The organism is Stenotrophomonas sp. CASM110 (assembly GCF_049384345.1).
In the GTDB taxonomy this organism is placed as follows: Bacteria; Pseudomonadota; Gammaproteobacteria; order Xanthomonadales; family Xanthomonadaceae; genus Stenotrophomonas; species Stenotrophomonas muris.
In genome coordinates this window covers 199,561-214,734 of the sequence record NZ_JBMRGI010000009.1, presented here as the reverse complement: position 1 = coordinate 214,734, position 15,174 = coordinate 199,561, and the positions used below count along the sequence as shown (strand labels likewise).

The window sequence follows — 15,174 nt, the reverse complement described above, 5'->3', positions numbered from 1 at the left end:
ATGGATGCCGCGGCCAAGCCCCCACGGACGGGTTTACGGCGTCCCCCGCCATCCCCACCCGCCCGGCCAAGCCCACCAATCCAACCGGGCTTTCCGCGACCAACCCAAACAAACTCCCGCCACGAGGGGCTGCGCCGTTGGCTGAAAACCCATGTAACCGCTTACAAGGAAACGGATTTTTGCCGCAACGGGTATCATGACCGGCTGACTTCACACAGGAGCCACCCGCTCATGCGCCGCAAGATCGTCGCCGGAAACTGGAAGCTGCATGGCAGCCGTCAATTCGCCAATGAACTGCTGGGGCAGGTGGCTGCCGGGCTGCCGCTGGAGGGGGTGGACGTGGTGATCCTGCCGCCGCTGCCGTACCTGGGCGAGCTGGTCGAGGACTTCGGCGAGACCGGCCTGGCCTTCGGCGCGCAGGACGTGAGCAGCAACGAGAAGGGCGCCTATACCGGCGAGGTCTGCGCGGCCATGCTGGTCGAGGTCGGGGCCCGCTATGGCCTGGTCGGCCATTCCGAGCGCCGCCAGTATCACCATGAAAGCAGCGAGCTGGTCGCGCGCAAGTTCGCCGCCGCCCAGCATGCCGGCCTGGTGCCGGTGCTGTGCGTGGGCGAGACCCTGGAGCAGCGCGAGGCCGGACAGACCGAAGCGGTCATCGCCAGCCAGCTGGCGCCGGTGCTGGAACTGGTCGGCGCGGCCGGCTTTGCCCAGGCCGTGGTCGCCTACGAGCCGGTCTGGGCCATCGGTACCGGCCGTACTGCTACAAAGGAGCAGGCACAGCAGGTGCACGCGTTCATCCGTGGCGAAGTTGCGCGCTTCGATGCTAGAATTGCTGATTCACTGCCCATTGTTTACGGCGGTAGCGTGAAGCCCGACAATGCCGGGGAACTGTTCGCGCAGCCGGATGTCGATGGTGGGCTGGTCGGCGGCGCCTCCCTGGTGGCCGCGGACTTCCTGGCCATCGCACGGGCGGCGGCCGCGAACTAATCCTAGAAGTATTGTCCGAGGGCGGTTTCCAATGCTGATGTTGATCCTCAATGTCGTCTACGTGCTGGTCGCTGTGGCCATGATCGCGCTGATCCTGATGCAGCGTGGCTCGGGTGCGGCGGCGGGTTCGGGCTTTGGCGCCGGCGCCTCGGGTACGGTGTTCGGTGCGCGTGGCGCCTCGAATTTCCTGTCCAAGTCGACCAAGTGGCTGGCCGTCGTGTTCTTCGGCATCAGTCTCTTCATGGCCTGGTATGCCGGTCACGGCGCCCGTCCGGCGGCCGACCAGGACCTGGGCCTGATGTCCGCCCCGGCGGCCAGCGCGCCGGCGGCTCCGGCGGGCGAACTGCCGGCCGTTCCGAAGGCCGATCCGGTCCCGGCCGCCCCGGTTCCGGCGGCGAATGTGCCGGCTCAGGCGGAATCTTCGGTTTCTGGTGAAGAAAAGCCTTCGGAAGGCTCCCAGAAACACTGAAGCCGGTTACAATACGCGGCGCATCGGGAAGATAGTCTGATGTGATCGTTTGCCCAGGTGGCGGAATTGGTAGACGCACTACCTTGAGGTGGTAGCGACGCAAGTCGTAGGGGTTCGAGTCCCCTCTTGGGCACCATTTGTAAGTAAAGCGGGTTCGTCTGGCGCGCAAGGCGCCAGGCAGGTTCCCGTCCACTCCCCCATGCCAAAGCGCCTGCAGGCGCGGCGGCAGAGGCAAGAGAGAATCGCTGTGCTGGCCGAATATTTGCCTTCTCTGCTGTTTCTGATCGTTGCCACCGGTATCGGCATTACGCTGATGCTGGTTGGTCGATTCCTCGGTCCCCGCCGCCCCGATCTGGAAAAGCTGTCGCCGTACGAGTGCGGCTTCGAGGCCTTCGAAGACGCGCGCATGAAGTTTGACGTGCGCTACTACCTGATCGCGATCCAGTTCATCGTCTTCGACCTGGAAATCATCTTCATCGTGCCGTGGACCCAGGTCTTCATGGAGCTGGGCGCCCGTTCGCTCATCACCATGGGCCTGTTCGTCGGCATGCTGTTCCTCGGTTTCATTTACGTCTGGAAGAAGGGAGCGCTGGAATGGGAGTGATTCAGACTCTCGATGGCCTGATGAACAACCCGTCGCCGGAAGGCCGGGTTGATGACATCCTGCGGCCGGAAGGCGACAACCCGCTGCTGGAAAAGGGCTTCGTCACCACCAGCGTCGACGCACTGCTGAACTGGGCGCGCACCGGCTCGATGTGGCCGATGACCTTCGGCCTGGCCTGCTGCGCGGTCGAGATGATGCACGCCGGCGCCGCGCGCCTGGACCTTGACCGTTACGGCGTGGTGTTCCGCCCGTCGCCGCGTCAGTCCGACGTGATGATCGTGGCCGGTACCCTGGTCAACAAGATGGCCCCGGCGCTGCGCAAGGTCTACGACCAGATGCCGGACCCGAAGTGGGTCATCTCGATGGGTAGCTGTGCCAACGGTGGTGGCTATTACCACTACTCCTATTCTGTCGTGCGCGGCTGTGATCGCGTGGTGCCGGTGGACGTCTACGTCCCGGGCTGCCCGCCGACCGCCGAGGCGCTGGTGTACGGGATCCTGCAGCTGCAGAAGAAGATCTGGCGTACACAGACCATCGCCCGCTGACCCCTTCACCTGACAAGAGCGCGCCAAGCCCCCATGGCAGAGCAAGCATCCTTCATCGACCGACTCTCCGCACGTTTCGCTGGTGCGAAGGTCATCGTGGTCGAACCCCGCGGCGAAGTGACGCTGGAAGTGCCTGCCGCCGAGTGGCACGCCACCGCCCTGGCGCTGCGTGACGAGTTTGGTTTCGAGCAGGCCGTGGATCTGTGCGGCGTCGACTACCTCGGTTATGGCTCCGACGAATGGGACACCGCCGACGTGTCCTCGCAGGGCTTCAGCCGTGGTGTCGAAGGCAAGGCCCAGGGCCGCTTCGCGTGGGGCGAGTTCCCCACCGAGGAAAACGGTGCCGACGGTGCCCGCCCGCAGCACATGCCGACCCAGCGTTTCGCCGTGGTCGCCCAGCTGCGCTCGTACCAGCACAACCTGATGATGCACCTGCGCTGCTTCGCCCCTGACGAAGCGCTGCCGGTGGTGTCCTCGCTGACCAGCGTGTGGCCGGGCCTGAACTGGTTCGAGCGCGAAGCGTTCGACCTGTACGGCGTGATCTTCGAAGGCCACCCGGACCTGCGCCGGATCCTGACCGACTACGGTTTCGTCGGCCATCCGTTCCGCAAGGACTTCCCGCTGATCGGCAATGTCGAAGTCCGCTACGACGAAGAAAAGAAGCGCGTGATCTACGAACCGGTCACCTCGGTGGAGCCGCGTGTCGGCGTGCCGCGCGTGATCCGTGACGACGCCCGTCTGCAGACCGCAGCCGGTGAGCGCGCGCAGGAGGCAGTGAAGTGAGCCACGTACACCAGGCCGGCGAAGCGTTCGCCAGCAACGCCGCCGAAAGCCGGCAGGAAATCCGCAACTACACCATGAACTTCGGCCCGCAGCATCCGGCCGCTCATGGTGTGCTGCGCCTGATCCTGGAAATGGACGGCGAAACCATCATGCGTGCCGACCCGCACGTGGGTCTGCTGCACCGTGGCACCGAGAAGCTGGCCGAGTCCAAGCCGTTCAACCAGTCGATCGGCTACATGGATCGCCTCGACTACGTGTCGATGATGTGCAACGAGCACGCCTACGTGCGCGCGATCGAGACCCTGATGGGCATCGAGGCGCCGGAGCGTGCGCAGTACATCCGCACCATGTACGACGAGATCACCCGCATCCTCAACCACCTGATGTGGCTGGGCTCCAACGCGCTCGACCTGGGTGCGATGGCCGTGATGCTGTATGCCTTCCGTGAGCGCGAAGAGCTGATGGACTGCTATGAAGCGGTCTCCGGCGCGCGCATGCACGCGGCGTACTACCGCCCGGGCGGTGTCTACCGCGACCTGCCGGACCACATGCCGAAGTACAAGGAATCGCGCTGGCACAAGGGCAAGGCGCTGAAGCAGCTCAATGCTTCACGCGAAGGCTCGCTGCTGGACTTCCTGGAGAACTTCACCGTCGAGTTCCCCAAGCGCGTCGACGAATACGAAACCCTGCTGACCGACAACCGCATCTGGAAGCAGCGTACCGTCGGCATCGGCGTGGTCACTCCGGAACTGGCGCACCAGTGGGGCATGACCGGCGTGATGCTGCGTGGCTCGGGCGTGGCCTGGGACCTGCGCAAGAAGCGCCCGTACGCCAAGTACGATGCTGTCGATTTCGACATCCCGCTGGGCAAGGAAGGCGACTGCTACGACCGCTACCTGGTCCGCGTCGCCGAAATGCGCGAATCCAACCGCATCATCAAGCAGTGCGTGGCGTGGCTGAAGGCCAACCCCGGCCCGGTCATGGTCAAGAACTTCAAGGTCGCTCCGCCCAAGCGCGAGGACATGAAGGACGACATGGAAGCGCTGATCCACCACTTCAAGCTGTTCAGCGAAGGCTATTGCGTACCGGCGGGTGAAACCTATGCGGCCGTGGAAGCGCCCAAGGGCGAATTCGGCTGCTACCTGGTCTCCGATGGCGCCAACAAGCCCTTCCGCGTGCACCTGCGCGCACCGGGCTTCGCCCACCTGTCCTCGATCGATTCGATCGTGCGCGGTCACATGCTGGCCGACGTGGTGGCGATGATCGGTACCTATGACCTGGTGTTCGGCGAGGTTGACCGGTAATGCCGTCCGCCACGCCAACGCCCGCTGCAGGCAGCCGGCGCAAGCCGGCGCCGCAGTTTCTGGAATTTCACGTTATGCATTTCGCTGAGGTCGGCCGATGAAGGCGACAGGTAATTTCGAGGCGGCGCGCGACGTCGACCCGATGGTGGTGCTGAGCGACAAGACCCGCGCTCACATCGATCACTGGCTGTCCAAGTTCCCGCCGGACCGCAAGCGCTCTGCCGTGCTGCAGGGCCTGCATGCGGCCCAGGAGCAGAACCAGGGCTGGCTGACCGACGAGCTGATCGCCGCCGTCGCCAAGTACCTCGACCTGCCGCCGGTGTGGGCCTACGAGGTCGCCAGCTTCTACTCGATGTTCGAGACCGAGAAGGTGGGCCGCAACAACGTGGCCATCTGCACCAACATCAGCTGCTGGCTCAATGGCGCCGAGGACATCGTCCGCCATTGCGAGAAGAAGCTGGGCATCAAGCACGGTGAATCGACCCCGGACGGCCGCGTCTACCTCAAGCGCGAGGAAGAGTGCCTGGCCGGTTGTGGCGGCGCGCCGATGATGGTCATCAACGGTCACTACCATGAGCGTCTGACCCTGGAAAAGGTCGACGAGCTGCTGGACGGGCTGGAGTAAGGGCATGGCACATCACCACGAATCCAAGGGTCCGGTCGGCCCCGCGCCGCTGCCGCACCAGGTGGTCTACACCACCCTGCATTACGACACCCCGTGGTCGTACGAAAGCTACCTGAAGACCGGTGGCTACGCCGCCCTGCGCAAGATCCTCGAAGAGAAGATCCCGCCGGAGCAGGTCATCGAGATGGTCAAGGCCTCGGGCCTGCGCGGCCGCGGTGGCGCAGGCTTCCCGACCGGCCTGAAGTGGTCCTTCATGCCCAAGGGCAACATGCAGAAGTACATCCTCTGCAACTCGGACGAATCCGAGCCGGGCACCTGCAAGGACCGCGACATCCTGCGCTACAACCCGCATTCGGTGGTGGAAGGCATGGCGATCGCCTGCTACGCCACCGGTTCGACCGTGGGTTACAACTACCTGCGCGGTGAGTTCCACCACGAGCCGTTCGAGCACTTCGAGCAGGCCCTGGCCGACGCCTATGCGAACGGCTGGCTGGGCAAGAACATCCTCGGCAGCGGCGTGGACATCGACATCTACGGTGCGCTGGGCGCCGGCGCCTACATCTGCGGCGAAGAAACCGCGCTGATGGAATCGCTGGAAGGCAAGAAGGGCCAGCCGCGCTACAAGCCGCCGTTCCCGGCCAATTTCGGCCTGTATGGCAAGCCGTCGACGATCAACAACACCGAAACCTACGGTTCGGTGCCGGCGATCATCCGCAACGGTCCGGAGTGGTTCAAGGGCCTGAGCCTGACCGCCAACGGCGGTCCGAAGTGCTTCTCGGTGTCCGGCTGCGTGCAGAACGGCGGCAACTTCGAAGTGCCGCTCGGCACCAAATTCCACGACCTGCTGGAAATGGCAGGTGGCCTGCGACCGGGCCGCACGCTGAAGGGCGCGATCCCGGGCGGCGTGTCGATGCCGGTGCTGACCGCGGCCGAGCTGGAGGACCTGCCGATGGACTACGACACCATCCGTGCACTGGGCTCCGGCCTGGGTTCGGGCGCGATCGTGGTGCTCGACGACAGCGTCTGCTGCGTCAAGTTCGCCTGCCGCATCAGCCAGTTCTTCCACAAGGAATCCTGCGGCCAGTGCACCCCGTGCCGTGAAGGTACCGGCTGGATGCACCGCGTGCTGGAGCGCATCGTCGCCGGCAAGGCCACGATGGAAGACCTGCACCAGCTGAAGGCGGTGGCCGGGCAGATCGAAGGCCACACCATCTGTGCGTTCGGTGAAGCGGCTGCATGGCCCATCCAGGGCTTCCTGCGCCAGTTCTGGGACGAATTCGAGTACTACATCGTCAACGGTCATTCGATGGTTGACGGCAAGAAGGTGGAGGCAGCCGCCGCATGAGCGCGCAACCCGTAAACCCGAACGTGCCACCGGATCACGTGACCATCGAGATCGATGGCAAGTCGCTGGTCGTGCCCAAGGGTTCGATGATCATCCAGGCGGCCGACAAGGCCGGTATTCCGATTCCGCGCTTCTGCTACCACGAGAAGCTGCCGATCGCCGCCAACTGCCGCATGTGCCTGGTGGACGTGGAGAAGTCGCCGAAGCCGGCGCCGGCCTGCGCCACCCCGGTGATGGACGGCATGAAGGTCGCCACCCGCAGCGAGAAGGCACTGAAGTTCCAGCGCTCGGTGATGGAGTTCCTGCTCATCAACCACCCGCTGGACTGCCCGATCTGCGATCAGGGCGGCGAGTGCGAGCTGCAGGACGTGTCGTTGGGCTATGGCCGTTCGGTCAGCCGCTTCAACGAGCGCAAGCGCGTGGTGCCGGACGAGGACATGGGCCCGCTGGTCGCCACCGAGATGACCCGCTGCATCCAGTGCACCCGCTGCGTCCGCTTTACCGCCGACGTTGCCGGTACCTACGAACTGGGTGGCATGTACCGCGGTGAGAACCTGCAGATCGGCACCTTCGACGGCAAGCCGCTGACCACCGAGCTGTCCGGCAACGTCGTCGACGTCTGCCCGGTCGGCGCGCTGACCAACAAGGTGTTCCAGTTCCGCGCCCGTCCGTGGGAACTGACCGCGCGCGAATCGCTGGGCTACCACGACGCGATGGGTTCGAACCTGTTCCTGCACGTGCGTCGCGGTGAAGTGCTGCGCACCGTGCCGCGCGACAACGAAGCCGTGAACGAGTGCTGGCTGTCCGACCGTGACCGCTACTCGCACCAGGGCCTGTACAGCGAAGACCGTGCGGTCAAGCCGCTGCGCAAGGTCAATGGCGAGTGGAAGGAAGTGAGCTGGGCTGAAGGCCTGGCCGCGGCCGCCGAGATCCTCAAGGCCAACCAGGGCGACAACCTGGGCGTGCTGGTGCACCCGTCCACCTCGAACGAGGAAGGCGCGTTGCTGGCCCGCCTGGCCAAGGGCCTGGGCACGGGCAACATCGACCACCGCATCAACAACCGCGATTTCTCCGACGCCGCAACCGCCGAAGTGTTCGGCCTGCCGCTGGCCGAAATCGAAGGCGCTGACCGCATCGTCGTTCTGGGCAGCAACATCCGCCACGAACTGCCGCTGCTGCACGCCCGCCTGCGCAAGGCGCAGACCACCAAGGGCGCGAAGATCCATGTCGTCAACCCGGTGGACTTCGACTTCGCCTTCAGCATCGCCGGCAAGCAGATCGTCGCACCGTCGAAGTTCGTCGACGCGCTGGCCAACGCCGAGCTGCATTCGGCAGTGCAGGGCGGCAACAACACCGTGCTGATCGTCGGTGGCATCGCCGAAAACCACCCGCAGGCTGCCGCGATCCGCGCTGCTGCGCGTGAGTTCGCCGCCGCCACCGGTGCCAAGTTGTGCCGCATCCCGCAGGGCGCCAACGCCGTTGGCCTGACCCGCGCCGGTGTGCTGCCGGCCGGCAGGGACGTCGCCGCGATGCTGGCGCAGCCGCGCCAGGCCTATGTGGTGTACGGCCTGGAGCCGGGCCTGGACTTCGCCGATGCACCTGCCGCGCGCAAGGCGCTGGCCGGTGCCCAGGTGGTGGCTTTCAGCCAGTTCGCCTGTGCCTCGACCCGCGACATCGCCGACGTGATCCTGCCGATCGGTGCGCTGCCGGAAATCGACGCCACCCTGACCAACCTTGATGGTCGCGAGCAGTCGGCCCGTGCCGGCGGCAAGCTGCCGGGCGAGGCCCGTGAAGGCTGGCGCGTGCTGCGCGCCCTGGGCGGCGAGCTGGCCGTGGCCGGTTTCGACTTCACCGACCTGGCCGGCCTGCGCGCCAGCCTGGCCTCGGTACCGGTCACCGTTGCCGCTTCGGCGCAGCCGGTGGTTGCCGGCGAAGGCCTGGAAGTGGCTTCGACCGCCGCGATCTACCGCACCGATGCGGTGGTCCGTCGCGCCCCGGCGCTGCAGTCGCATCCGCTCAACAACGCCCCGCGCATCGTGCTGAACGCTGAAGATGCCGCTCGCCTGCAGCTGCAGGAAGGGCAGATGGCCAAGGTCGGCACCGATGCCGGCAAGGCCACCCTGCCGGTGGTGGTCGACGCCCGCGTCGCTGCGGGTTCGGTCTGGATTGAATCGGGCCACGGCGCGACCGCGCCGCTGGGTGCCGCTCGCGTATCGGTGGTGGCTGCATGAACGAATTGCTGTTGAACGCGGTCGACCCGCTGCACCAGTGGCTGCTGGGCCTCGGTGACATCGGCGCGCTGATCTGGATCATCCTGAAGATCCTGGTGATCGCCGTTCCGGTGATCATCTCGGTGGCCTTCTACGTGGTCTGGGAACGCAAGCTGATCGGCTGGATGCACGTCCGCCACGGCCCGATGTACGTGGGCATGGGCATCTTCCAGGCCTTCGCCGACGTCTTCAAGCTGCTGTTCAAGGAAGTGGTCCAGCCGAGCAGCGCCAACAAGGCGATCTACCTGCTGGCCCCGCTGATCACCCTGGCCCCGGCCTTCGCGGCCTGGTCGGTGGTGCCCTTCGATTCGCAGATCGTGCTGTCCAATGCCAATGCCGGCCTGCTGTACCTGCTGGCGATGACCTCGCTGGGCATCTACGGCATCATCCTGGCCGGTTGGGCGTCCAACTCGAAGTATGCGTTCCTGGGTGCGATGCGCGCCTCGGCGCAGATGATCAGCTACGAAATCGCCATGGGCTTCGCCCTGGTCGGCGTGATGATCGCCTCGGGCAGCCTGAACCTGAGCAACATCGTGATGGCGCAGGCCGGCAGTTCCGGCTTCTTCGACTGGTTCCTGCTGCCGCTGTTCCCGCTGTTCGTCATCTACTGGGTCTCGGGCGTGGCTGAAACCAACCGCGCGCCGTTCGACGTGGTGGAAGGCGAATCGGAAATCGTCGCCGGCCACATGGTCGAATACTCCGGCGGTGCCTTCGCCCTGTTCTTCCTGGCCGAATACGCGAACATGATCCTGATCAGCTTCCTGATCTCGATCTTCTTCCTCGGCGGCTGGCTGAGCCCGGTCCAGGGCTGGGTCAACTTCGGCGATGTCTCGCCGCTGGTCGACTGGATCTGGAAGGGGGGCGCGCCGTGGCTGTTCGTCAAGGTGTTCTTCTTCGCCAGTGCCTACATCTGGTTCCGTGCCAGCTTCCCGCGCTTCCGCTACGACCAGATCATGCGCCTGGGCTGGAAGGTCTTCATCCCGCTGGCCATTCTGTGGATCGCGGTTACCGCCGTCATGGTGTTCTTCGGCGTGATTCAAAAGGGCGTCTAAAGTGATGAACAGGATTACCCATTACTTCAAGAGCCTGCTGCTGCTCGAACTGCTGGCGGGCCTCTGGCTGACGCTGAAGTACAGCTTCAAGCCGAAGTACACGATGATGTACCCGATGGAGAAGTTCCCGCAGTCGCCGCGCTTCCGTGGCCTGCATGCGCTGCGCCGTTATCCCAACGGCGAAGAGCGCTGCATCGCCTGCAAGCTGTGCGAAGCGGTGTGCCCGGCGCTGGCCATCACCATCGACTCGGCCAAGCGCGAGGACGGCACCCGCCGCACCACGCGTTATGACATCGACCTGTTCAAGTGCATCTTCTGTGGCTTCTGTGAGGAAAGCTGCCCGGTGGACTCGATCGTCGAAACCCACATCCTCGAGTACCACTTCGAGAATCGTGGCGAAAACATCGTTACCAAGCCGCAGCTGCTGGCCCTGGGCGACCGTCTCGAAAACGAGATCGCCGAGCGTCGCGCCGCCGATGCCGCTTACCGCTGAGGTCGAGAGATGGATTGGGTAAATATCGCTTTCTGGGTGTTCGCCATCGCGGCAACGGTTTCGGCCGGTGCGGTGATCAGCGTGCGCAACCCGGTTCACGCCGTGCTCTGCCTGGTGCTGACCTTCTTCTCCATCGCCTGCGTGTGGCTGCTGGTGGGCGCCGAGTTCCTCGGTGTGGCGCTGGTGCTGGTCTACGTGGGTGCGGTGATGGTGCTGTTCCTGTTCGTGGTGATGATGCTGGACATCGACCCCACCAAGCTGCGTGAGGGCTGGGTGCGCTACCTGCCGGTCGGCCTGATTGTCGCGGTCGCGATGCTGGCGCAGATGCTGATCCTGATCGGGGTCAAGGCGCGTTCGTTCACGCCGCTCCCGGCCGACAACGCCGCTGCGGTCGCCGCCGACAGCTCCAACATCACCTGGCTGGCACGCACGCTGTTCACCGAGTACCTGCTGCCGTTCGAGTTCGCCGCCGTCATCCTGACCGTGGCCGTGGTAGCCGCCGTGATGCTGACCCTGCGTCGCCGTACCGGCGTGAAGAGCCAGAACCCGGGCCAGCAGACCATGGTCAAGGCCGGCCAGCGCCTGCGCATGGTCAAGATGGGTGCCGAAGCACCGGTCGTGCACAGCAACAGCAAGCCGGTCGCCGGCGAGGAGACCCAGCCGTGATCACCCTTGGCCATATCCTCGCGCTGGGCGCGGTGCTGTTCGCCATCAGCCTGGCCGGTATCTTCCTCAACCGGAAGAACGTCATCGTCCTGCTGATGTCGATCGAGCTGATGCTGCTGTCGGTGAACATCAATTTCGTCGGCTTCTCGCGTCAGCTGGGCGATCCGTCCGGCCAGCTGTTCGTGTTCTTCATCCTGACCGTCGCCGCCGCGGAAGCCGCCATCGGCCTGGCGATCCTGGTGACCCTGTTCCGTACACGCCGCACGATCAATGTCGGCGAAGTCGATTCGTTGAAGGGCTGATCCACAGATGGAAATCACTCTCTCCAAGAGTCTGTTGATCGCAGTGGTGCTCGCACCGCTGTTCGGCAGCATCATCGCCGGCCTGTTCGGTCGCCAGGTCAAGCGCTTCGGCGCGCAGACCATCACCATCCTCGGCGTCGCGGTGGCCTGCGGCCTGTCGATGTATACGCTCTACCAGCTGCTGTGGGGCGGGGCGCAGCCGTTCAACCAGAACATCTACACGTTCTTCGAAGTCGGCCAGTACTCGGCCCACGTCGGCTTCATGGTCGACAAGCTGACCGCGATGATGATGGTGGTGGTGACCTTCGTGTCGCTGCTGGTCCACATCTACACGATCGGCTACATGCAGGACGATCCGGGCTACCAGCGGTTCTTCAGCTACATCTCGCTGTTCACCTTCTCGATGCTCACCCTGGTGATGAGCAACAACTTCCTGCAGCTGTTCTTCGGCTGGGAAGCGGTGGGCCTGGTGTCGTACCTGCTGATCGGCTTCTGGTTCAAGCGCCCGACCGCGATCTTCGCCAACATGAAGGCGTTCCTGGTCAACCGCGTCGGTGACTTCGGCTTCCTGCTGGGCATCGCCGGCGTGCTGTGGGTGTTCGGCACCCTGGATTACTCGCAGGTGTTCTCGCAGGCCGGCATGCTGGCCGACCCGCGCGCCCAGCTGCAGATCTGGGACGGCACGCTGCTGGGCATGCAGCTGCTGAACGAGCCGGTGATCTGGTCGATCGCCACCGTCATCTGCATCTGCCTGTTCATCGGTGCCATGGGCAAGTCGGCCCAGGTCCCGCTGCACGTGTGGCTGCCGGACTCGATGGAAGGCCCGACCCCGATCTCGGCACTGATCCACGCCGCGACGATGGTGACCGCCGGTATCTTCATGGTCACCCGCATGTCGCCGCTGTTCGAGCTGTCGCAGACCGCGCTGAACTTCGTGCTGTTCATCGGTGCCACCACCGCGTTCTTCACTGGCCTGATCGGCATCGTGCAGAACGACATCAAGCGCGTGGTCGCGTACTCGACCCTGTCGCAGCTGGGCTACATGACGGTTGCACTGGGCGTGTCGGCCTATTCGGCTGCCGTGTTCCACCTGATGACCCACGCCTTCTTCAAGGCCCTGCTGTTCCTGGGCGCCGGCTCGGTCATCATCGCGATGCACCACGAGCAGGACATGCGCAAGATGGGCGGCCTGCGCAAGTACATGCCGATCACCTTCATCACCATGTGGATCGGTACCCTGGCGCTGGTCGGCACGCCGTTCTTCTCCGGCTTCTACTCGAAGGACACCATCATCGAGGCGGCCGAGCTGCACGCGCACCTGTCCAACAACTGGGTGGCCACCTATGGCTACTGGGCGGTGCTGGGTGGCGTGATCGTCACCAGCTTCTACAGCTTCCGCCTGCTGTTCCTGACCTTCCACGGCAAGGAGCGTTTCCGCGACGCGCATGACGATCACGGCCACGGCCATGACGATCACCACGCCGCCGACGCCCACCACGGCGATGCACACCATGGTGATGGCCACGACGACCACGGCCATGGCCACGGTCCGCACGAGCCGCACGAAACCCCGTGGGTGGTGACCCTACCGCTGATCCTGCTGGCCATCCCGTCGATCGCCATCGGTTTCTTCAGCATCGGCCCGATGCTGTACGGCACCGACTGGGCCGGCAACCACGCGCACGATGCCATCAAGGGCCAGGCGCACACGTTCTTCACCGGCATCGTCGACTTCTACGATCCGGCCAAGAACACCATCGGCTTCCTGGGTGAAGAGTTCCATGGCCCGGTCGCCTTCGCGCTGCATGGCATGATGGCTCCGGCGTTCATGCTGACCGTTGCGGGCTTCCTGCTGGCCGCACTGTTCTACCTGTGGAAGCCGGACCTGTCGGGCAAGGCCCGCAAGACCTTTGCTCCGCTGGTGTCGGTGCTTGAAAACAAGTACGGCTTCGACAAGCTGTGGATCGATGGCTTTGCCGGTGGCAGCGTCAAGCTGGGCAAGGTCTCGCGCTGGATCGACAGCAACATCGTCGACGGCGTGGTCAATCTCTCGGCACGTGTTGTGGACGTCGCAGCCGGCGTGCTGCGTCGTACCCAATCCGGTTTCCTCTATCACTACGCCTTCGCGATGATCATCGGCCTGATTGCCCTGCTGGGCGTGCTGATGCATTACCTGCGTTGATGACCTGTACGGAATAAGAAGACGTGTCGAACTGGCCTCTACTCAGTGTCCTCATCTGGCTGCCGATCATCGGTGGTGCCCTGATCCTTGCGATCCGTGATGCGCAGACCGCCCGCTGGGCGTCGCTGGGCGTAGCGGTGCTGACCTTCGTGGCGAGCCTCTCGCTGCTGAGCGGCTACAACGCAGGCGTCGATGGTCTGCAGTTCGTCGAGACCCATGCCTGGATCCCGGCGTACAAGATCGGCTACAACCTGGGCGTGGACGGCATTGCCGTGGCGCTGATCCTGCTGACCACCCTGGTCAGCGTGCTTGCCCTGATCGGCGCCTGGAGCGCCATCGACAAGCGCGTGAACCAGTACGTGGCGGCCTTCCTGATCCTTGAAGGTGTCACCGTCGGCATCTTCGCCGCGACGGACGCGATGCTGTTCTACGTGTTCTTCGAAGCGATGCTGATCCCGATGTTCCTGATCATCGGTGTCTGGGGCGGTCCGCGCCGCATCTACGCCGCGCTGAAGTTCTTCCTGTACACCTTCCTCGGCTCGGTGCTGATGCTGGTGGCGCTGATCTACCTGTACATGAAGGGCGGCAGCTTCCAGCTGGCCGACCTGTACGCGCTGCCGCTGTCGGCCAAGGAGCAGACCTGGATCTTCTTCGCCTTCCTGATCGCCTTCGCGGTCAAGGTGCCGATGTTCCCGGTCCACACCTGGCTGCCGGACGCCCACGTGGAAGCGCCGACCGCCGGTTCGGTGATCCTGGCCGCGATCGCCCTGAAGATCGGTGGCTACGGCTTCCTGCGCTTCAACCTGCCGATCGTCCCGGACGCGTCGCAGGAATGGGCCTGGCTGGTGATCGCGCTGTCGCTGATCGCGGTGATCTACGTCGGCCTGGTCGCCCTGGTGCAGGACGACATGAAGAAGCTGATCGCCTATTCGTCGATCGCGCACATGGGCTTTGTCACCCTGGGCACCTTCATCGCCCTGTGGCTGGTGCGCGAAGCCGGCAACGCCGATGCCGCCCGCCTGGGCCTGCAGGGCGCCATGGTGCAGATGATCTCGCACGGCTTCGTGTCCGGCGCGATGTTCTCCTGCGTCGGCGTGCTGTACGACCGCATGCACAGCCGCCGCATCGCCGATTACGGCGGCGTGGTCAACGTGATGCCGTGGTTCGCCACCTTCGCGATGCTGTTCTTCATGGCCAACGCGGGCCTGCCGGGTACCAGCGGTTTCGTTGGCGAGTTCATGGTCATCCTCTCGGCCTTCCAGCGTAATCCGTGGATCGCCCTGGGCGCGGCCACCACCTTGATCATCGGCGCCGCCTACACCCTGTGGCTGTACAAGCGCATCTTCTTCGGTGAAGTGGCCAACAGCCATGTTGCCGAACTGAAGGACATCAACGGCCGCGAATGGCTGGTGCTGGGCGTGTTCGCCATCGGCGTGCTGGCCCTGGGCATCTACCCCAAGCCGCTGACCGACCTGATGGAGCCCTCGATCGCGAAGCTGGCGATGCAGATCGCATCCAGCAAGCTGCTGTAATTCCAGGATTTGATG

General features: G+C 64.5%; 15 protein-coding genes and 1 tRNA gene. All 16 read left to right on the top strand.

Annotated features, from left to right (window positions below):
- The first annotated feature begins 231 nt into the window (after positions 1-231).
- The 16 genes from tpiA (at position 232) to VG561_RS10550 (ending at position 15,159) form a co-directional block, all read left to right on the top strand.
- Positions 232-987 (top strand): triose-phosphate isomerase, encoded by a 756-nt coding sequence (gene tpiA, locus VG561_RS10625; protein WP_423179564.1) that lies wholly within the window; start codon positions 232-234, stop codon positions 985-987.
- 31 nt (positions 988-1,018) lie between these two features.
- Positions 1,019-1,456: a preprotein translocase subunit SecG gene (secG, locus tag VG561_RS10620; protein WP_423179563.1), complete on the top strand. Its 438-nt coding sequence runs from the start codon at positions 1,019-1,021 to the stop codon at positions 1,454-1,456.
- 51 nt (positions 1,457-1,507) lie between these two features.
- Positions 1,508-1,592 (top strand) — tRNA-Leu (locus VG561_RS10615).
- Between the two features lie 111 nt (positions 1,593-1,703).
- On the top strand, positions 1,704-2,060 hold the full coding sequence (locus tag VG561_RS10610) for an NADH-quinone oxidoreductase subunit A (RefSeq protein WP_008265012.1): 357 nt from the start codon (positions 1,704-1,706) through the stop codon (positions 2,058-2,060).
- A complete protein-coding gene (locus VG561_RS10605) occupies positions 2,051-2,605 on the top strand; it encodes a NuoB/complex I 20 kDa subunit family protein (protein WP_005417936.1) in 555 nt (184 codons plus the stop codon). The genes VG561_RS10610 and VG561_RS10605 overlap by 10 nt, the downstream gene beginning before the upstream one ends.
- 33 nt (positions 2,606-2,638) lie before the next feature.
- Positions 2,639-3,388: an NADH-quinone oxidoreductase subunit C gene (locus VG561_RS10600; protein WP_014647869.1), complete on the top strand. Its 750-nt coding sequence runs from the start codon at positions 2,639-2,641 to the stop codon at positions 3,386-3,388.
- On the top strand, positions 3,385-4,692 hold the full coding sequence (locus VG561_RS10595) for an NADH-quinone oxidoreductase subunit D (RefSeq protein ID WP_014647868.1): 1,308 nt from the start codon (positions 3,385-3,387) through the stop codon (positions 4,690-4,692). The genes VG561_RS10600 and VG561_RS10595 overlap by 4 nt, the downstream gene beginning before the upstream one ends.
- A gap of 97 nt (positions 4,693-4,789) precedes the next feature.
- Positions 4,790-5,317, top strand: coding sequence for an NADH-quinone oxidoreductase subunit NuoE (nuoE, locus tag VG561_RS10590; protein WP_014647867.1), 528 nt, complete (start codon positions 4,790-4,792; stop codon positions 5,315-5,317).
- Between the two features lie 4 nt (positions 5,318-5,321).
- Entirely contained in the window at positions 5,322-6,662 is a 1,341-nt protein-coding gene (nuoF, locus tag VG561_RS10585; protein WP_014647866.1) for an NADH-quinone oxidoreductase subunit NuoF, read from the top strand.
- Positions 6,659-8,893, top strand: a complete 2,235-nt coding sequence (nuoG, locus tag VG561_RS10580) for an NADH-quinone oxidoreductase subunit NuoG (protein ID WP_262093473.1) — start codon at positions 6,659-6,661, stop codon at positions 8,891-8,893. The genes nuoF and nuoG overlap by 4 nt, the downstream gene beginning before the upstream one ends.
- A complete protein-coding gene (nuoH, locus tag VG561_RS10575) occupies positions 8,890-9,984 on the top strand; it encodes an NADH-quinone oxidoreductase subunit NuoH (protein ID WP_014037948.1) in 1,095 nt (364 codons plus the stop codon). Before nuoG ends, nuoH begins: the two co-directional genes overlap by 4 nt.
- A 4-nt stretch (positions 9,985-9,988) precedes the next feature.
- Positions 9,989-10,477, top strand: a complete 489-nt coding sequence (nuoI, locus tag VG561_RS10570) for an NADH-quinone oxidoreductase subunit NuoI (protein WP_005410456.1) — start codon at positions 9,989-9,991, stop codon at positions 10,475-10,477.
- 9 nt (positions 10,478-10,486) lie between these two features.
- Entirely contained in the window at positions 10,487-11,143 is a 657-nt protein-coding gene (locus VG561_RS10565; RefSeq protein WP_262093475.1) for an NADH-quinone oxidoreductase subunit J, read from the top strand.
- The gene (gene nuoK, locus VG561_RS10560; protein WP_005417921.1) at positions 11,140-11,445 is read left to right on the top strand and encodes an NADH-quinone oxidoreductase subunit NuoK; all 306 of its coding nucleotides are present in this window, start codon (positions 11,140-11,142) and stop codon (positions 11,443-11,445) included. Before VG561_RS10565 ends, nuoK begins: the two co-directional genes overlap by 4 nt.
- Before the next feature lie 7 nt (positions 11,446-11,452).
- Positions 11,453-13,627, top strand: coding sequence for an NADH-quinone oxidoreductase subunit L (gene nuoL / locus VG561_RS10555; RefSeq protein WP_134809121.1), 2,175 nt, complete (start codon positions 11,453-11,455; stop codon positions 13,625-13,627).
- Between the two features lie 23 nt (positions 13,628-13,650).
- Positions 13,651-15,159 (top strand): NADH-quinone oxidoreductase subunit M, encoded by a 1,509-nt coding sequence (locus tag VG561_RS10550; protein ID WP_019660580.1) that lies wholly within the window; start codon positions 13,651-13,653, stop codon positions 15,157-15,159.
- Positions 15,160-15,174 lie beyond the last annotated feature (15 nt).

What these genes read in the sequence shown, in the direction of transcription:
- tpiA (WP_423179564.1), top strand. Translation starts at nt 232, where the DNA reads ATGCGCCGCAAGATCGTCGCCGGAAACTGGAAGCTGCATGGCAGCCGT.
- secG (WP_423179563.1), top strand. Translation starts at nt 1,019, where the DNA reads ATGCTGATGTTGATCCTCAATGTCGTCTACGTGCTGGTCGCTGTGGCC.
- VG561_RS10605 (WP_005417936.1), top strand. Translation starts at nt 2,051, where the DNA reads ATGGGAGTGATTCAGACTCTCGATGGCCTGATGAACAACCCGTCGCCG.
- VG561_RS10600 (WP_014647869.1), top strand. Translation starts at nt 2,639, where the DNA reads ATGGCAGAGCAAGCATCCTTCATCGACCGACTCTCCGCACGTTTCGCT.
- nuoE (WP_014647867.1), top strand. Translation starts at nt 4,790, where the DNA reads ATGAAGGCGACAGGTAATTTCGAGGCGGCGCGCGACGTCGACCCGATG.
- nuoF (WP_014647866.1), top strand. Translation starts at nt 5,322, where the DNA reads ATGGCACATCACCACGAATCCAAGGGTCCGGTCGGCCCCGCGCCGCTG.
- nuoG (WP_262093473.1), top strand. Translation starts at nt 6,659, where the DNA reads ATGAGCGCGCAACCCGTAAACCCGAACGTGCCACCGGATCACGTGACC.
- nuoH (WP_014037948.1), top strand. Translation starts at nt 8,890, where the DNA reads ATGAACGAATTGCTGTTGAACGCGGTCGACCCGCTGCACCAGTGGCTG.
- nuoI (WP_005410456.1), top strand. Translation starts at nt 9,989, where the DNA reads ATGAACAGGATTACCCATTACTTCAAGAGCCTGCTGCTGCTCGAACTG.
- VG561_RS10565 (WP_262093475.1), top strand. Translation starts at nt 10,487, where the DNA reads ATGGATTGGGTAAATATCGCTTTCTGGGTGTTCGCCATCGCGGCAACG.
- nuoL (WP_134809121.1), top strand. Translation starts at nt 11,453, where the DNA reads ATGGAAATCACTCTCTCCAAGAGTCTGTTGATCGCAGTGGTGCTCGCA.